Source organism: Burkholderia sp. BCC0322 (assembly GCF_902833045.1).
In the GTDB taxonomy this organism is placed as follows: Bacteria; Pseudomonadota; Gammaproteobacteria; order Burkholderiales; family Burkholderiaceae; genus Burkholderia.
In genome coordinates, this window is the sequence record NZ_CADFDU010000015.1 from 1 (window position 1) to 14,821 (window position 14,821).

At 68.7% G+C, this 14,821-nt stretch carries 14 protein-coding genes and 1 pseudogene; 10 read left to right on the forward strand and 5 right to left on the reverse strand.

The features are described from left to right. From HWX39_RS30025 to HWX39_RS30040, 4 genes are all read left to right on the forward strand, one after another. Positions 1–921: MlaD family protein (locus tag HWX39_RS30025; RefSeq protein ID WP_175971315.1), on the forward strand; the 921-nt coding region annotated here is incomplete at its 5' end. Continuing rightward, positions 918–1,643 (forward strand): PqiC family protein, encoded by a 726-nt coding sequence (locus HWX39_RS30030; RefSeq protein ID WP_175971316.1) that lies wholly within the window; start codon positions 918–920, stop codon positions 1,641–1,643. The genes HWX39_RS30025 and HWX39_RS30030, both read left to right, overlap by 4 nt. 465 nt (positions 1,644–2,108) lie before the next feature. Then, complete coding sequence (locus HWX39_RS30035) at positions 2,109–4,232, forward strand: site-specific recombinase (protein ID WP_175971317.1); 2,124 nt, start codon at positions 2,109–2,111, stop codon at positions 4,230–4,232. Between the two features lie 165 nt (positions 4,233–4,397). Beyond that, positions 4,398–5,699, forward strand: a complete 1,302-nt coding sequence (locus HWX39_RS30040; RefSeq protein WP_175971318.1) for a class I SAM-dependent RNA methyltransferase — start codon at positions 4,398–4,400, stop codon at positions 5,697–5,699. Positions 5,700–5,795: 96 nt separating this feature from the next. Here HWX39_RS30040 and HWX39_RS30045 read toward each other — a convergent pair whose 3' ends face one another. Together HWX39_RS30045 and HWX39_RS30050 are read right to left on the reverse strand one after the other, a co-directional pair. Beyond that, the gene (locus tag HWX39_RS30045; protein ID WP_175971319.1) at positions 5,796–6,260 is read right to left on the reverse strand and encodes an SRPBCC family protein; all 465 of its coding nucleotides are present in this window, start codon (positions 6,258–6,260) and stop codon (positions 5,796–5,798) included. Continuing rightward, entirely contained in the window at positions 6,253–6,585 is a 333-nt protein-coding gene (locus HWX39_RS30050; RefSeq protein WP_175971320.1) for a winged helix-turn-helix domain-containing protein, read from the reverse strand. The genes HWX39_RS30045 and HWX39_RS30050 overlap by 8 nt, the downstream gene beginning before the upstream one ends. Positions 6,586–6,754: 169 nt before the next feature. Here HWX39_RS30050 and HWX39_RS30055 point away from each other — a divergent pair, with 169 nt between their 5' ends. After that, positions 6,755–7,159: a VOC family protein gene (locus HWX39_RS30055; RefSeq protein WP_175971321.1), complete on the forward strand. Its 405-nt coding sequence runs from the start codon at positions 6,755–6,757 to the stop codon at positions 7,157–7,159. 73 nt (positions 7,160–7,232) lie between these two features. Beyond that, entirely contained in the window at positions 7,233–7,919 is a 687-nt protein-coding gene (locus HWX39_RS30060; RefSeq protein WP_175971322.1) for a YafY family protein, read from the forward strand. Between the two features lie 80 nt (positions 7,920–7,999). On the opposite strand, the gene HWX39_RS30065 is transcribed toward HWX39_RS30060, so the two are convergent. After that, positions 8,000–8,923 (reverse strand): carbon-nitrogen hydrolase family protein, encoded by a 924-nt coding sequence (locus HWX39_RS30065; RefSeq protein ID WP_175971323.1) that lies wholly within the window; start codon positions 8,921–8,923, stop codon positions 8,000–8,002. A gap of 80 nt (positions 8,924–9,003) precedes the next feature. On the opposite strand from HWX39_RS30065, the gene HWX39_RS30070 reads away from it, so the two are divergent. Continuing rightward, positions 9,004–9,924, forward strand: a complete 921-nt coding sequence (locus tag HWX39_RS30070) for a LysR family transcriptional regulator (RefSeq protein ID WP_175971324.1) — start codon at positions 9,004–9,006, stop codon at positions 9,922–9,924. A gap of 60 nt (positions 9,925–9,984) precedes the next feature. Here HWX39_RS30070 and HWX39_RS30075 read toward each other — a convergent pair. Further along, positions 9,985–10,335 (reverse strand): annotated as a pseudogene (locus tag HWX39_RS30075) (NAD(P)(+) transhydrogenase (Re/Si-specific) subunit beta); the annotation flags it as partial. 268 nt (positions 10,336–10,603) lie between these two features. Between HWX39_RS30075 and HWX39_RS30080 the strand changes: the two are divergent. From HWX39_RS30080 to HWX39_RS30090, 3 genes are all read left to right on the forward strand, one after another. Beyond that, complete coding sequence (locus HWX39_RS30080) at positions 10,604–11,113, forward strand: NUDIX hydrolase (RefSeq protein WP_175971325.1); 510 nt, start codon at positions 10,604–10,606, stop codon at positions 11,111–11,113. Continuing rightward, positions 11,110–12,264 (forward strand): tRNA 2-thiouridine(34) synthase MnmA, encoded by a 1,155-nt coding sequence (gene mnmA, locus HWX39_RS30085; protein ID WP_175971326.1) that lies wholly within the window; start codon positions 11,110–11,112, stop codon positions 12,262–12,264. Before HWX39_RS30080 ends, mnmA begins: the two co-directional genes overlap by 4 nt. Positions 12,265–12,382: 118 nt before the next feature. After that, positions 12,383–14,002 carry an FMN-binding glutamate synthase family protein gene (locus HWX39_RS30090; protein ID WP_175971327.1) on the forward strand — a complete coding sequence of 540 codons (1,620 nt, stop codon included), beginning with the start codon at positions 12,383–12,385 and terminating at the stop codon, positions 14,000–14,002. A gap of 110 nt (positions 14,003–14,112) precedes the next feature. On the opposite strand, the gene HWX39_RS30095 is transcribed toward HWX39_RS30090, so the two are convergent. Further along, entirely contained in the window at positions 14,113–14,727 is a 615-nt protein-coding gene (locus tag HWX39_RS30095; RefSeq protein WP_175971328.1) for a glutathione S-transferase N-terminal domain-containing protein, read from the reverse strand. Positions 14,728–14,821: the final 94 nt, after the last annotated feature.

The following is a 14,821-nucleotide window of genomic DNA, read 5'->3' on the forward strand; positions in this document are numbered from 1 at the left end:
GGCGTCGACCTGCGGCTCGACTCGAGCGGCCTGAAGCTGAACACGCAGTCGCTCGCGACGGTCATCCTCGGCGGCATCGCGTTCCAGACGCCGCCGAACCAAGGCTCCGGCACGACCGCGCCGAACAACACGACGTTCCGCCTCGCGGCCGACGAGGGCGACGCGATGCGCGACCCGGACGGCCAGCCGCTGCAGGTCGTGATGAACTTCAACCAGTCGCTGCGCGGGCTCGCCGTCGGCGCGACGGTCGACTTCCGCGGCATCGTGCTCGGCGAAGTGACGAACATCGGCATCGACTTCGATCCGAAGACGAAGAACTTCCTGATGCCGGTGACGATGAACGTGTATCCGGAACGCCTCGGACGCCGCTTCCGCGAAACGATCGAGAGCAAGGGCGAACCGGCCCGCCGCGAGATCGTCGAGCGGCTCGTCCAGCACGGGCTGCGCGGCCAGCTGCGCACCGGCAACCTGCTGACGAGCCAGCTGTACGTCGCGCTCGACTTCTTCCCGAAGGCACCGGCCGTGAAGATCGACACGGCGCGCCAGCCGCTCGAGCTGCCGACCGTGCCGAACACGCTCGACGAGTTGCAGCTGCAGGTCGCCGACATCGCGAAGAAGCTCGACAAGGTGCCGTTCGACCAGATCGGCGCAAACCTGAACAGCGCGCTGTCGAACGCCGACAAGCTGTTCAAGCAGCTCGACACGCAAGTCGCGCCGGAAGCACGCGACACGCTGTCGGCCGCGAAGCAGACCTTCTCGACCGCCGAAGCGACGCTGCAGCAGGATTCGCCGCTGCAGTCCGACGTGCGCGGCGCGCTGAAGGAGCTCACGCGCACGCTGCAGTCGCTGAACGCGCTCGCCGACTACCTCGAGCGTCACCCCGAATCGCTGCTCAAGGGCAAGCCAGGAGATCAACCATGACCACACGCGTGAACGGTTTCGCGAGCGGCGCGGCGGCGGCTGTCGCCGCCCTCGCGCTCGCCGCGTGCAGCTCGCCGCCCGCGCGGTTCTACACGCTCAGCCCGGCCGATGCCGCAGCGCCGCTGCGCACCGCGCCGGCCAACCCGGCGTTCCTGATCGAGGTGCCGTCCGTCGGCGTGCCCGAGCAGGTGGCGAAGAGCCAGCTGGTCGTGCAGAAGAACGCCGCGCAGGTCGACGTGCTCGAGCAGGAACGCTGGGCGTCGCCGCCCGCCGACGAGATCCGCCGCGCGCTGTCGGACGATCTCGCCACGCAGCTCGGCACGATCGACGTCGCGAATTCCGCGTACCCGCCCGGCGTGCCCGTGTATCGCATCAGCGTGAACGTGCAGCGCTTCGAGTCGTGGCCCGGCAAGCGCGCGGCGGTCGACGCCGTGTGGAGCGTGCGCTCGCTCGCCACGCAGGCCGTCATGACGTGCCGCACGAGCGTCGCGGAACCGGTCGCCGATGGCTACGACGCGCTCGTCGCCGGCCACCGGCGCGCGCTCGACGTGATTGCCACGCAAGCCGCGGCCGGCGTGCGCGCGATGGCCGCGCACCGCGGCACACCGGCTGCCAAGGCGCCCGCCGCCGGCAGCAAGACGGCCGCCGCGCCGGTCGTGCCGTGCCCGGCCAACGCGATGCCGGGCGGCGACGCCGGCGCGACAGGCAAGTCCGGCGCATAAACGGGCGGCGGCCGGGCGAGCGCTCGACGGCGCGCTCGCCTGCGCGGCTTCGTCCGGCCCGGCGCGTCCGCGGGCGATCGCCGGCTGCCGTCGGCGTCGCCCTGCCGCAACCGGCCTCGCATCGAGATGCATCGGCCAGACGGCCATTTACATTGTTTGTCAAAGTCGGCCGGAACCGGCACCATGCAACGCGGTCGGCTTGCATTTTCGGGCCCGATTGACGATCCTACGCACTTTCAGGCTCGCGCCGCTCGTCGTGCGCGCCAGCCAGCGGCGCCGGGCTGGGACCGCCGTGCCTCCCGGCGCCCGCACGCAATCGGCGTGCACCGCAGCGGGGCAGCCGCATCGCGGGTCGCCGCGCATCGTCCGGCAACCGGCCCCGTCTCACCCGTTCTCCCCGGCGCCGCGCCGTTTCCCCGGCCGGCATCCCGAACCCGCCCGCCGAGGGCTTTCGCTATCCCGTTTATGTTTCGTTCCCTGACGACCCTGATCAAGAAGTGGCGCGCGTCGCGCAATGCCGGTCACCAGCTCGATGCGCTGCTCGCGCACGCCGACGCCGATGCGTCGTACGCCGAGCGCAGCGAATGGCTGATCGAGCTCGCGCACTGGCTGCGCCGCACCGGCACGATGCAGGCCGCGCAAGACGCGCCCGCCGATCGCGACGACGATGCGCGCGCGTATCCGGCCCATGCGCGGTTGCGCTACCTGTTCCACGTGCTCGATCGCAATCCCGCGTGGAAAACCCACGCCGCGCGCATCCTGCGCGGCATCCTGCGCGAGTGCGATGGCATCTCGCTCCTGTGCGACGCCGGCATGCCCGTGCACTCGGGCTTCTTCGGCGCGCTGTTCGAGCGGATCGACTCGTCGCTGATCCCGCCCGCGCCGAACCGCCGCGAGCTCTCGGCGCTGTTCACGCTGATGTTCCCGACGCCGGACGACGCGCAATGGATCGACGCGTTGCCCGACGATCTCCTCACGCGCCTCGCCGAGCTGCTCTCGTTCGACGTCACCGACGAGGAGCGCCACAAGCCCGGCTCGTTCTCGCGCGACCTGCTGGCCGCGCTGCACAACCTGACCTGCCAGATCAGCTCGACCGGCCTGTCGCAGACGGTGCGCAGCCGGCTCTCCGACGACGATGCGCGCAAGCCGCTCGAAACGCAGCCGTTCTACCGCCTCACGCGCGCGATGCTCGCGGTCGAAACCGCGCACGCGGCCGTCGAGGACGGCGGCGACCCGAGCAAGCTGCTGCACGAGGTGAACTACCTGCGCGTGCTGCTCGACGAATGCCGGATCGCCGTCGACGACGTGTTCTCGCACCTGTACCGCAACGGCGTGTCGGTCGACATCGTGTTCCAGGTCGAGCGGATGCGCATGCGCATCCTGCGCGCCGAGATGCTGCTGAACGCGTGGATGGCGCGCGACGACCTGCACGGAATGGCGCACCTGACGGCCGAGCTCATCGACGCGAACAACAACAGCCAGAGCGTGTCGCACCTCGTGCGCAGCAACTTCTCGCTGTTCGCGCGCAAGCTCGTCGAAACCAACGCGGACACCGGCGAACACTACATCTCGCGCGGCCGCGCCGAGTACCTGAAGATGCTGCGGATGGCCGCGGGCGGCGGCCTCGTCACGGTCGTGACCGTGTGCGTGAAGTTCGCGATCACGGGCGCGCACCTGCAGTCGATGCTCGAAGGGCTGCTCGCGGGCGTCAACTACGCGGCCAGCTTCATGCTGATGCACTTCCTGCACTTCACGCTCGCCACCAAGCAGCCCGCGATGACCGCGCCGACGCTCGCGCGCGAACTCGACGACACCGGCCACGACGAAGGCGTGAAGGCATTCGTGTCGTCGGTGATCGCGCTGATCCGCACGCAGGCGGCCGCGATTTCCGGCAACGTGCTCGTCGTGCTGCCCGTGTGCCTGCTCGTGCAACTGTTCGCGGGCAACGTGCTGCACGCGAACCTGATCTCGCCGGAGAAGGCGCACGCGACGCTGCACTCGTTCTCGCTGCTCGGCCCGACGCCGCTCTACGCGGCGCTGACGGGCGTGCTGCTGTGGGCGTCGAGCCTGCTCGCGGGCTGGGCCGACAACTGGTTCGTGCTGCACCGGGTCGGCGACGCGCTCACGTACAACCGCCGGCTGCGCCTGACGCTCGGCGCGGCCGGCGCGGCGAAGCTCGCGCACTTCTGCCGGTCGAACGTGGCCGGCGTGGTCGCGAACGTCGGCCTCGGCCTGATGCTCGGCCTCGTTCCGGCGATCGTCACCGTGTTCATGTTCCCGTTCGAGGTGCGGCACGTGACGCTGTCGGCCGGTTCGATCGGCGTCGCGCTCGGCGTGCTGGGCAAGGATGCGCTCGGCACGCCCGAGCTGTGGTGGGCCGGCGCCGGCGTACTCAGCATGGCGATTCTCAACGTGCTCGTGAGCTTCGCGCTCGCGTTCACGATGGCCGTGCGCTCGCGCAGCCTGCGCCCGACCAAGGTGCGCGCGCTCGTCGCCGCGATCGTCCGCACGGTGCTGTCGAATCCGCTCGCGCTGTTCTGGCCGGGCAGCGGCCAGGCCGCGCGCGCCGGCCAGCCGGGCTCGCACTGACTCCGCGGCGGCATGGCGGCGCCCGCCCGGGCGCCGCCGCGCGGCCTTCCGACACGCCTGCGCGGCACCCAGGCCCGCGCCGCGGCATCGAAACGCGACGCAACGCCGGCCCCGGCCGCCCGCGCCGCGTACAATAGTGGACTTTTGCACGTCCCCACCCGCCTTATGTCCTCGCCCACCCTGTACGAATTCTTCGCCCCCTGCCCGCGCGGCCTCGAAGCGGCGCTTGCCGCCGAGCTGGCCGAAATCGCCGGCCGCCACCTGAACGGCGCGCCGTTCACCGCGGGCGCGCAAGTGCCGGGCGGCGTCCACTTCAGCGGCGGCTGGGCAGCCGGCATGGCCGCGAACCTCCATTCGCGGATCGCGAGCCGGGTCCTGCTGAAGATCGCCCACCGTGCGTACCGCAACGAGCAGGACGTCTACGCGCTCGCGCTCGAGCAGCCGTGGGAGCGCTGGTTCGCGGCGACGCAGACGCTGCGCGTCGACATCACCGCGATCAAGTCGCCGCTGAAGAGCCTCGAATTCGCGACGTTGCGCGTGAAGGACGCGATCTGCGACCGGATGCGCGACAAGACCGGCGCGCGCCCGAGCATCGACACCGGTGCGCCGGACGTGCGCGTGTTCGCGTTCCTGACGGCGGGCGAATGCACGCTGTACCTCGACACGTCGGGCGAACCGCTGTTCAAGCGCGGCTGGCGTCTCGACAAGGGCGCGGCGCCGCTGCGCGAGAACCTCGCGGCCGGCATCCTGCGTCTGACGGGCTGGACGCCCGGCACGCCGCTGTACGACCCGATGTGCGGCAGCGGCACGTTCCTCGCGGAAGCCGCGCAGATCGCGCTCGGCGTGGCGCCCGGCGTCGAACGCCGGTTCGGCTTCGAGAAACTCAAGCAATACGACATCACCGCGTGGCAGGGGCTGAAGGTCCCGGCGCTGGACGCGAAGCGCGCGGCGCGCGGCAAGCGCGGCGAAACGCTCGGCGTGTACGGCAGCGACATTTCGGGCGACATGCTCGAGAAGGCGCGCGCGAACCTCGAGCGTGCAGGCGTGCCGTCGGTATGGCTCAAGCAGGTCGACGCACGCGGGATGACGCCGCCGTGCGACGGCCTGGGCATCCTCCTCGCGAACCCCCCGTACGGCGAGCGGATCGAAGTGCGCGGCCGCAGCGCGCGCGGCGAGGTGCGCGAGACGGGCCGCAACCGCGGCAACGACGACGCATTCCGCCGCACCCACACCGACGCACCGGACAGCGAGTTCTTCAACGCGCTCGGCGATGCGCTGAAGCAGCGCTTCACGGGCTGGCAGGCGTTCCTGCTGACGTCCGACCGTTCGCTGCCGGGCCAGTTGCGGTTGCGCGAATCGGCGAAGACGCCGCTGTTCAACGGCGCGCTCGAATGCCGGCTGTTCCGCTTCGACCTGATCGCCGGCAGCGTGAAGGCGCGCCCGGCCGCGCCGGAAGGCGACGCGTAGTCCGCCTCATGATCGCGACGGGGCCGCTTGCGCGGCCCCTCTGCGGCAACCGGAACGCCGCCGTTACCGCACCCGCGGCAACGGCGGCGTTTCGTTTCAGTGCTTCGAGCACTCCCAGCGCCCCATCGTGAACGGCAGCGCCTGCCCCGTCTCGAGCAGCGTCTTGAGACTCGACAACACGACCGGCCACCCGCCGCGAATCCCGCGATCCATCTCCGAGCCCGGCACCAGCCCGTCGTGCGTGACGGTCAGCTTCACGACGCCCTCGTGCGGCTCGACGACGTAGCTCACGCGCGATTCCCCGCTCTCCCCCGATGGCGTGCGCCACGTGACGACCAGCCGGTGCGGCGGATCGTTCTCGACCACTTCGCCGACGATGTCGACCCGCGACGGATCGTCGTAGTCCTGATGTTCCCAACGCGAGCCCGGCCGCCAGTCCGGCGACGCGTTGCGGTGCCGCACCCAGTAGTCCTTCGTCAGCTCGGCGTTGGTGAGCGCATCGAACACACGCTCGGGCGTCGATGCAATGAACGTCACGTACACAAAGGCGGGATTACTCATCGTTGTCTCCAGAATCGCCGGCCGCTTCGAGCCCGCGCTTGAGGTCCGCCAGCGCCTGCAGGCGCTGACGCTCGAACTTGCCGATCCAGCGTTCCGCGATGTCGTGGATCGGCACCGGATTCAGGTAATGCAGCTTCTCCCTGCCGCGCCACGTCGTCGCGACGAGATTCGCGGCCTCGAGCAGCGCGAGATGCTTGCTCACGGCCTGCCGGCTCATCGCGAGCCCGTCGCACAACTCGGACAGGGTCTGTCCGCTCTTCGCGTACAGCAAATCAAGCAACTGGCGGCGCGTGGCATCGGCCAGCGCCCTGAAAACGAGATCCATGCCGCTCCCGGGTCAATGAACTTATTATGCAACCAAATGGTTGCATGTCAAGGGTGACAACTCTCCTGACAATACGGTGTCAGCAGGCCGCGATCACACTGCAATCCCGGCGCAATGCAACGCCGGTTTCCGCACCGAATCCGAATAACAACGCAACAAGGAGCTCGTCATGACGTCCGCAACTGCCACCGCAACGCTGGAACGCGCAATCGCATGGTTCGACATTCCGTCCCTCGATTTCGACCGCGCGATCCGCTTTTACGAAACCGTGCTGCAAACCACGCTGCAGCGCGAAGTCATCGGCGGCGTGCCAATGGCCGTGTTCGATCACGAGGCGTCCAGCACGGGCGGCAGCATCGTGTTCGATCCGCAGCAGATGAAGCCGAGCGCAAACGGCGTGCTCGTCTACCTGAACGCCGGCGAATCGGTCGTCGCCGCGCTCGAACGCGCGAAGCGCGCGGGCGGCGTCGTGCAGGGCTCGGTCGTCGAGCTGCCGAACAACTACGGCTACGTCGGCTACCTGATCGACACCGAAGGCAACCGCGTCGGCCTGCACGCGCCGAAATGCCACTGAGCACGACGGCCGTCGCGCCCGCGCGGCGCTATCATCGCGAAGTCCCCACTGCCGTTGGAAGCGAGGTGCCGTCATGACGCGCCGTGCCGACCGCCTGTTCCAGATCGCCGAGCTGTTGCGCGGGCGTCGTCTCACGACCGCGCAGCAGCTGGCCGACTGGTTGTCGGTGTCGCCGCGCACGGTCTATCGCGACGTGCGCGACCTGCAACTGTCAGGGGTCCCGATCGAAGGCGAAGCCGGCATCGGCTACCGGCTGAACCGCAACGCGAGCCTGCCGCCGCTCACGTTCACGGCCGAGGAACTCGCCGCGCTCGCCACCGGCGCACGCATGCTCGAAACCTGGGGCGGTGCGCGCTTCGCGAGCGGCGCACGTTCGGCGCTCGCGAAGATCGCGTCGGCGATGCCGGCCGACAAGCGCACGGCGCTCGACCGCCTGCCGGTGTTCGCGCCGTCGTTCCACATCGACGAGACGTTTTGCGCGAAGGTCGACGCGATCCACCAGGCCATCGACACGCGCCACATCGTCAGCTTCGACTACCGCGACCGGCTCGGCGCGCATTCGCAGCGCCGCGTGTGGCCGCTCGGGCTCGTCTACTGGGGCGGGCGCTGGACGATCGGCGCGTGGTGCGAGTTGCGCGGCGATTTCCGCACCTTCGACATCGCACGGATGGGCGACGTCGTCGTGCACGAGCAGTTTCCGGACATGGAAGGGCGGCGGATCGCCGACTACATGCGGATCGCGGAAGCGCCGATGCGCTGACGCGGTACGACGGCGTGCGTGACGCGCGCCGCCGCCGTTCATGTTGCGGGCCGCCGTGCGGCGCCCCGGCCCACCCCGACCTACCCGCCGAACACCACGGTCCGCTTTGCCCGCTCGTCGACGTGCAGCGTGAACACGTCGGGGCGCGCGTAATGCCCGACCACGTCGAAGTCGTAGCGCGCCCGCACGAGTTCATCGGTATCGATGCGTGCGGCCACGAGCCCGGCTTCGCCGATCAGCGGCTGCGTCAGCAGGTCGCCGAGCGGCCCGACGATCACGCTGCCGCCCCGGATCAGCGGCCGCTCCGGATCCCAGCCCGGCACATCGATGCCGAGCGCGCGCGGCGACGGCTGCACCTGGCACGCGCTGACGACGAAGCAGCGCCCTTCGTGCGCGATATGCCGCATCGAGCTCTGCCAGACGTCGCGCTCGTCGACGGTCAGCGCGCACCAGATCTGCACGCCCTTCGCGTACATCGCGCAGCGCAGCAACGGCATGTGGTTCTCCCAGCAGATCGCGGCGCCTGCACGGCCCGCAGCCGTGTCGACGACGGGTAGCGTCGAGCCGTCGCCCTGCCCCCAGATCAAGCGCTCGGTGCCGGTCGGCATCAGCTTGCGGTGCTTCGCGACGAGCCCGTCGCGCGGATCGAAGAACAGCGCCGTGCAGTACAGCGTGCTGCCGCCGCGCTCGATCACGCCGACCACGAGGCTCGCCCCCGTGCGCTGCGACAGCGCGGCCAGCTCGTCGGTTTCCGGCCCTGGCACGTCGATCGCCTGCGCGACGTAGCGCGCATACGCGTCGCGGCCTTCGGGCAGCCGGTAGCCGAGCCGCGTGCCGAAGATCTCGCCTTTCGGATAGCCGCCGAGCACGGCCTCGGGCAGCACGACGAGCGACGCGCCGCTGTCGCGGATCGCGGTTTCGTAGCCGAGAATCGTGTCGAGCGTGGCGCGCGTGCCGGCGGGCGATGCGCCGATCTGCAGCGCGGCGATAACTGACGTGGCCATGGGGGCGTCTCCGGTGAATGGGGTAACGCCATCTTTATCGATATGATGTCATCGATCAAATCGATAGAACGATAAGTGTCATGAATGCGGATGATATCGCCAGCCTCGACCTGAACCTGCTGAAAGTGTTCGAGGCGCTGTACGAGGAAGGCGGCGCGAGCCGCGCGGCGCTGCGGCTCGGCCTCACGCAGTCGGCGGTGAGCGCGGCGCTGGCGCGGCTGCGCGTGATCTATGCCGATCCGCTGTTCGTGCGCACCGGCCGCGGGCTCGCGCCGACGCCACGCGCGGACGAACTCAAGCCGATCCTGTCCGACGCCCTCGACCGTTGCCGCGAAAGTCTCGCGATCGCGGCCGACGGCGGCGACCGCATCGGCCGCACGATCTCGATCGGGCTGTCGGACGACTTCGAGATCGCGCTCGGCCGCGCGCTGATCGACGCCGTCGCGCGGGAAGCCGCCGGCATCCGGCTGATCTTCCGGCAGACGCACAGCGGCATCGCCGGCGACGCGCTGCTGCGTCACGGTGTGGACCTCGCGATCGCGTCGGGCGGCTTCTCGGCGAACGGGCTCAGCCGGCGCGCGGTCGCGACGGGCGGCTACGCGTGCCTGATCGATCCGGCCGCCCGCGAGCGGGCGCCGCGCGCGCTGACGCTCGCCGAATTCCTGCGGCGCGACCACCTGCTCGTGTCGTCGGGCGGCGTGATCGGGATCGTCGACGAGGCGCTGGCCACGCTCGGCCACAAGCGGCGCGTCGCGGCATCGACCACGCATTTCGCCGCGCTGCCGTACCTGCTCGCCGGCTCCGATGCGGTGGCGACGATTCCCGCGCACGCGGCGCGCGCGATCGCGCAATCCACGCCGCTGCGCGCGCTCGCATGCCCGGTCGACTTGCCGCACTACCCGGTCGAAATCGGCTGGCGCACGAGCACGCAGCGCGATCCCGCGATCGTGCGCGTACGCGACACGATCGCCGCGTGCGTGGCACATCTCGTCGCGCCATGAAAGGCGCCCGGTCACGCCGACCACGAATCGAAGCCGGCAGCCGCATGGCCGGCGCATGCGTCACTCGACCGACTTCACCATGTCCTCGATGACCTTCTTCGCATCGCCGAACACCATCATCGTCTTGTCCATGTAGAAGAGATCGTTGTCGAGCCCCGCGTAGCCGGCCGCCATCGAGCGCTTGTTGACGATCACCGTGCGCGCCTTGTACGCGTCGATGATCGGCATCCCCGCGATCGGCGACGCCGGATCGTTCTTCGCGACCGGATTCACGACATCGTTCGCGCCGAGCACGAGCACGACGTCGACCTGGCCGAATTCGCCGTTGATGTCCTCCATCTCGTGCACGATCTCGTACGGCACTTCCGCTTCCGCGAGCAGCACGTTCATGTGCCCCGGCATCCGCCCCGCGCCCCGCCATTGTCGGTATTTCGCTTCTGACGACGTCTGCTGCACAACCGGCCGGGCAGGCTCACTACCGGCTCACGAGCAACGGAACTCACTCTCACTTTAGGCGAAAGCGAGGGCCGTACCGGCAGGCGCCGCACGGTCGTGCAAGATAGTGATGCCGGCCCGTCCTGTGCCGCCGCGTATCGGCAAGACGAACGAATTGAAAGGGTCTGATTCGTTTAGCGTAGCGACCGGCACCGTTCGGGCGCAACCGGTAAAATGCCAAACCATGAAACCCGAAATCTGGACCCCGCATGTGACGGTCGCCGCGCTCGTCGAGCACGCCGGCCGCTTTCTCATGATCGAGGAAGAAACCTCGTCGGGCCTGCGCATCAACCAGCCGGCAGGCCATCTCGAAGCCGGCGAAACGCTGGCCGACGCCGTGATCCGAGAAACGCTCGAGGAAACCGCGCACCCGTTCATGCCCGACGCGCTCGTCGGCGTCTATCTCGCGCACTACGACCGCCCCGGCACCGCCGGCGCGACCTACCTGCGCTTCACGTTCTGCGGCTCGGCCGGCGAGCCGATCGCGGGCCATGCGCTCGACGACGGCATCGTCCGCACGCTGTGGATGACCGCCGACGAACTGCGCGCGTGCGGCGAGCGCCATCGCTCGCCCGCGGTGATGCGCTGCGTCGACGATTACCTCGCCGGGCGGCGCATTCCGCTCGATTTCGTGCACACGCATTCGGTCGCGCCGCGCCCCGAATCATTCGAACGTCAGGCGGTCAACAAATGAGCAAGCGCCGTGTAGTGGTGGGCATGTCGGGCGGCGTCGATTCGTCGGTGACCGCGTGGCTGCTGAAGGAACAGGGTTACGACGTGGTCGGCCTGTTCATGAAGAACTGGGAAGACGACGACGACGGCGAATACTGCTCGACGCGCCAGGACTGGATCGACGTCGTGTCGGTGGCCGACCTGATCGGCATCGACGTGGAAGCGGTCAACTTCGCCGCCGAATACAAGGACCGCGTGTTCGCCGAATTCCTGCGCGAATACTCGGCCGGCCGCACGCCGAACCCCGACGTGCTGTGCAACGCCGAAATCAAGTTCAAGGCATTCCTCGATCACGCGATGTCGCTCGACGCGGAAATGATCGCGACCGGCCACTACGCGCGCGTGCGCGAGCGCGACGGGCGTTTCGAACTGCTGAAGGCCTTCGATCATACGAAAGACCAGTCGTACTTCCTGCACCGGCTGAACCAGGCGCAACTGTCGAAGTCGATGTTCCCGCTCGGCGAGATCCCGAAGACGAAGGTGCGCGAGATCGCCGCGCAAATCGGACTGCCGAACGCGAAGAAGAAGGATTCGACCGGCATCTGCTTCATCGGCGAACGGCCGTTCCGCGATTTCCTGAACCGCTATCTGCCGACGAAACCCGGCCCGATGAAGACGCCGGACGGCAAGGTCGTCGGCGAGCACATCGGTCTCGCGTTCTACACGTTCGGCCAGCGCAAGGGCATCGGCCTCGGCGGCAGCAAGAGCGGCAACGGCGATCCATGGTTCGTCGCCGCGAAGGACATCGCGTCGAACACGCTGTACGTCGTGCAGGGGCACGATCACCCGTGGCTGCTGGCGCGCGAGCTGGTGGCCGGCAACGTGAGCTGGGTCGCCGGGGAACCGCCGGCCGAAGGCTTCACGTGCGGCGCGAAGACCCGCTACCGGCAGGCCGACGCGGCGTGCGCATTCGGCGCCGCCACGCCCGGCCCGGCAGGCGAAGCGCGCTTCTCGCTCGCGTTCGACGACGCGCAGTGGGCCGTCACGCCCGGCCAGTCCGCCGTGCTGTACGACGGCGAGATCTGCCTCGGCGGCGGGATCATCGAATCCGCGGCCGCCAGCCCGCCCGCCCCGGCGGACGGCCCCGCGCGGGCGCTCGCCGAAGCACGCTGACACCTATTCGGTTTAGACTTGCGGCACGCCGCGCCCGGCAGAACACGATTCCGCCGCGGCCGGCACGCCGCCGCGCAGCGCACGCATGGCGGTATTTCAAGATTCTTACGGAGTCCCCATGCTTTCACGACGCTATCTGGCGATGTGGTTTGCCGTCCTGCTGCTCGTCGCTGCGGCCGCGCTCGCCTCGATCCACGCGCTTTCCTGGTTCTGGGTCATCATTCCCTTCGCCCTCGTCGCGCTCGGCCTGTACGACCTGAGGCAGGACCGCCACGCGATCCTGCGCAACTACCCGCTCTGGGGCCACTTCCGCTTCCTGTTCGAATTCATCCGACCTGAAATCCGCCAGTATTTCGTCGAGGACGACACCGACGAGAAGCCGTTCTCGCGCGCGCAGCGCAGCCTCGTCTACCAGCGCGCGAAGAACGTCGCCGACAATCGCCCGTACGGCACCGAGCTGAACGTGAAGGCCGTCGCGCACGAATGGATCAGCCACTCGCTCGCGCCGACGAAACTGCCGAACCACGATTTCCGCGTCCGCGTCGGCGCGAATCGCGCGCAGCCGTACGACATTTCGATCTTCAATATCTCGGCGATGAGCTTCGGCTCGCTGTCCGCGAACGCGATCCGCTCGCTGAACCTCGGCGCGAAGAAAGGCGGGTTCGCGCACGACACGGGCGAAGGCTCGCTGTCGAAGTACCACCGCGAAAACGGTGGCGACATCATCTGGGAAATCGCGTCCGGCTACTTCGGCTGCCGCAATGACGACGGCACGTTCAACCCCGACAGGTTCGCGAAGCAGGCCGCCGATCCGCAGGTCAAGATGATCGAGGTGAAGCTGTCGCAGGGCGCGAAGCCCGGCCACGGCGGCGTGCTGCCGGCCGCGAAGATCACGCCGGAAATCGCCGAGACGCGCGGCGTGCCGATGGGCAAGGACTGCATCTCGCCCGCGACGCACTCGGAGTTCTCGACGCCGCGCGGGCTGCTCGAATTCGTCGAGCGGCTGCGCACGCTGTCGGGCGGCAAGCCGACCGGCTTCAAGCTGTGCGTCGGCCATCCGTGGGAATTCTTCGGGATCGCGAAGGCGATGCTCGAGACCGGCATCGTGCCGGACTTCATCGTCGTCGACGGCGCGGAAGGCGGCACGGGCGCGGCGCCGCTCGAATTCACCGACCACGTCGGCGTGCCCCTGCAGGAAGGACTGCTGCTCGTGCACAACACGCTCGTGGGGATCGGCGTGCGCGATCGCGTGAAGATCGGCGCGAGCGGCAAGATCATCAGCGCGTTCGATGTCGCCCGCACGCTCGCGATCGGCGCGGACTGGGTGAACTCGGCGCGCGGCTTCATGTTCGCGGTCGGCTGCATCCAGGCGCAGACCTGCCACACGGGCCGTTGCCCGACCGGCGTCGCAACGCAGGACCCGGTGCGCCAGCGCGCGCTCGTCGTGCCCGACAAGGCCGACCGCGTGTACAACTTCCACCGCAATACGCTGCACGCGCTGCAGGAGCTCGTGCAGGCAGCCGGCCTCGCGCATCCGTCGGAGCTGCGTGCGCATCACATCGTGCAGCGCATCGCGCCGCACGAGGTCCGGCTGATGTCGCAGTTGCTGAAGTACCTGAAGCCCGGCGCGCTGCTCGACGGCAACACGTGCGGCTTTACGCTATACGACAAGTGGTGGCCGATTGCGCGCAGCGATTCGTTCACGCTCGGCGAGGCCGTGTACGCGTCGATCGAATGACGCGGGCGAGCCCCCCGCCGCGGGGCGGCCCGGCAAAAAGAAAAGCGCCCCGCGGGGCGCTTTTCTTTTGTCTGCCGAATCCGTCGACGCGTGAATGCGTCGCGTGCGGCTCAGTTCTGCGGCAGCGTGTCGGCGAACGACGGCCGTTGCAGCAGCTTCGCGAAGTGCTTGTCAAGGTTCGGATGGCGATCGCGCCAGTTGAGATCGGGCATCCGGAAGTCGAGATAGCCGAGCGCGCAGCCGAGTGCGATGTCGGCGAGCGTGTAATGATTACCGACACACCACGTCTTGCCGCCAAGGCCCTGCGACATCGCGACGAGACCGTCGTCGATCTTGCGTTGCTGGCGCGCGATCCAGCTCGCGCTGCGCTGCGCCTCGTCGCGCATCGTGTGTTCGAGACGAATCGCGACCGCCGCGTCGATCACGCCGTCGCCCAGCGCTTCCCAGCACCGCACCTCGAGACGCTCGCGGCCCGACGGCGGAATCAGCTTGCCGACCGGCGACAGCGTATCGACGTATTCGCAGATCACGCGGGAATCGAACACCGCGGCACCATCCTCCATCACGAGGCACGGGACCTTGCCGAGCGGATTCGATGCATGAATATCCGTCTCCGGCGCCCACACGTTCTCGAGCTCCAGCTTGTAGTCGATCTTCTTTTCAGCCAGCACGATCCGCGCCTTGCGGACGTACGGGCTGCTGAGCGAACCGATTAATTTCATCATCTGCCTTTTTAAGGGAACCGCCGAGAGTATACGTTGTCGCCGATCATAACCGGCCAGCGTCGCGCGACAGAAAATCGCCCGGACGGCCTGTGGA

Bases quoted from the DNA above. Each gene is read 5' to 3' on its own strand.
- HWX39_RS30090 (WP_175971327.1), top strand. From the start codon at position 12,383: ATGCTTTCACGACGCTATCTGGCGATGTGGTTTGCCGTCCTGCTGCTC.
- HWX39_RS30050 (WP_175971320.1), bottom strand. From the start codon at position 6,585: ATGGATCTCGTTTTCAGGGCGCTGGCCGATGCCACGCGCCGCCAGTTG.
- HWX39_RS30035 (WP_175971317.1), top strand. From the start codon at position 2,109: ATGTTTCGTTCCCTGACGACCCTGATCAAGAAGTGGCGCGCGTCGCGC.
- HWX39_RS30040 (WP_175971318.1), top strand. From the start codon at position 4,398: ATGTCCTCGCCCACCCTGTACGAATTCTTCGCCCCCTGCCCGCGCGGC.
- HWX39_RS30045 (WP_175971319.1), bottom strand. From the start codon at position 6,260: ATGAGTAATCCCGCCTTTGTGTACGTGACGTTCATTGCATCGACGCCC.
- HWX39_RS30095 (WP_175971328.1), bottom strand. From the start codon at position 14,727: ATGATGAAATTAATCGGTTCGCTCAGCAGCCCGTACGTCCGCAAGGCG.
- HWX39_RS30060 (WP_175971322.1), top strand. From the start codon at position 7,233: ATGACGCGCCGTGCCGACCGCCTGTTCCAGATCGCCGAGCTGTTGCGC.
- HWX39_RS30055 (WP_175971321.1), top strand. From the start codon at position 6,755: ATGACGTCCGCAACTGCCACCGCAACGCTGGAACGCGCAATCGCATGG.
- mnmA (WP_175971326.1), top strand. From the start codon at position 11,110: ATGAGCAAGCGCCGTGTAGTGGTGGGCATGTCGGGCGGCGTCGATTCG.
- HWX39_RS30080 (WP_175971325.1), top strand. From the start codon at position 10,604: ATGAAACCCGAAATCTGGACCCCGCATGTGACGGTCGCCGCGCTCGTC.
- HWX39_RS30065 (WP_175971323.1), bottom strand. From the start codon at position 8,923: ATGGCCACGTCAGTTATCGCCGCGCTGCAGATCGGCGCATCGCCCGCC.
- HWX39_RS30030 (WP_175971316.1), top strand. From the start codon at position 918: ATGACCACACGCGTGAACGGTTTCGCGAGCGGCGCGGCGGCGGCTGTC.
- HWX39_RS30070 (WP_175971324.1), top strand. From the start codon at position 9,004: ATGAATGCGGATGATATCGCCAGCCTCGACCTGAACCTGCTGAAAGTG.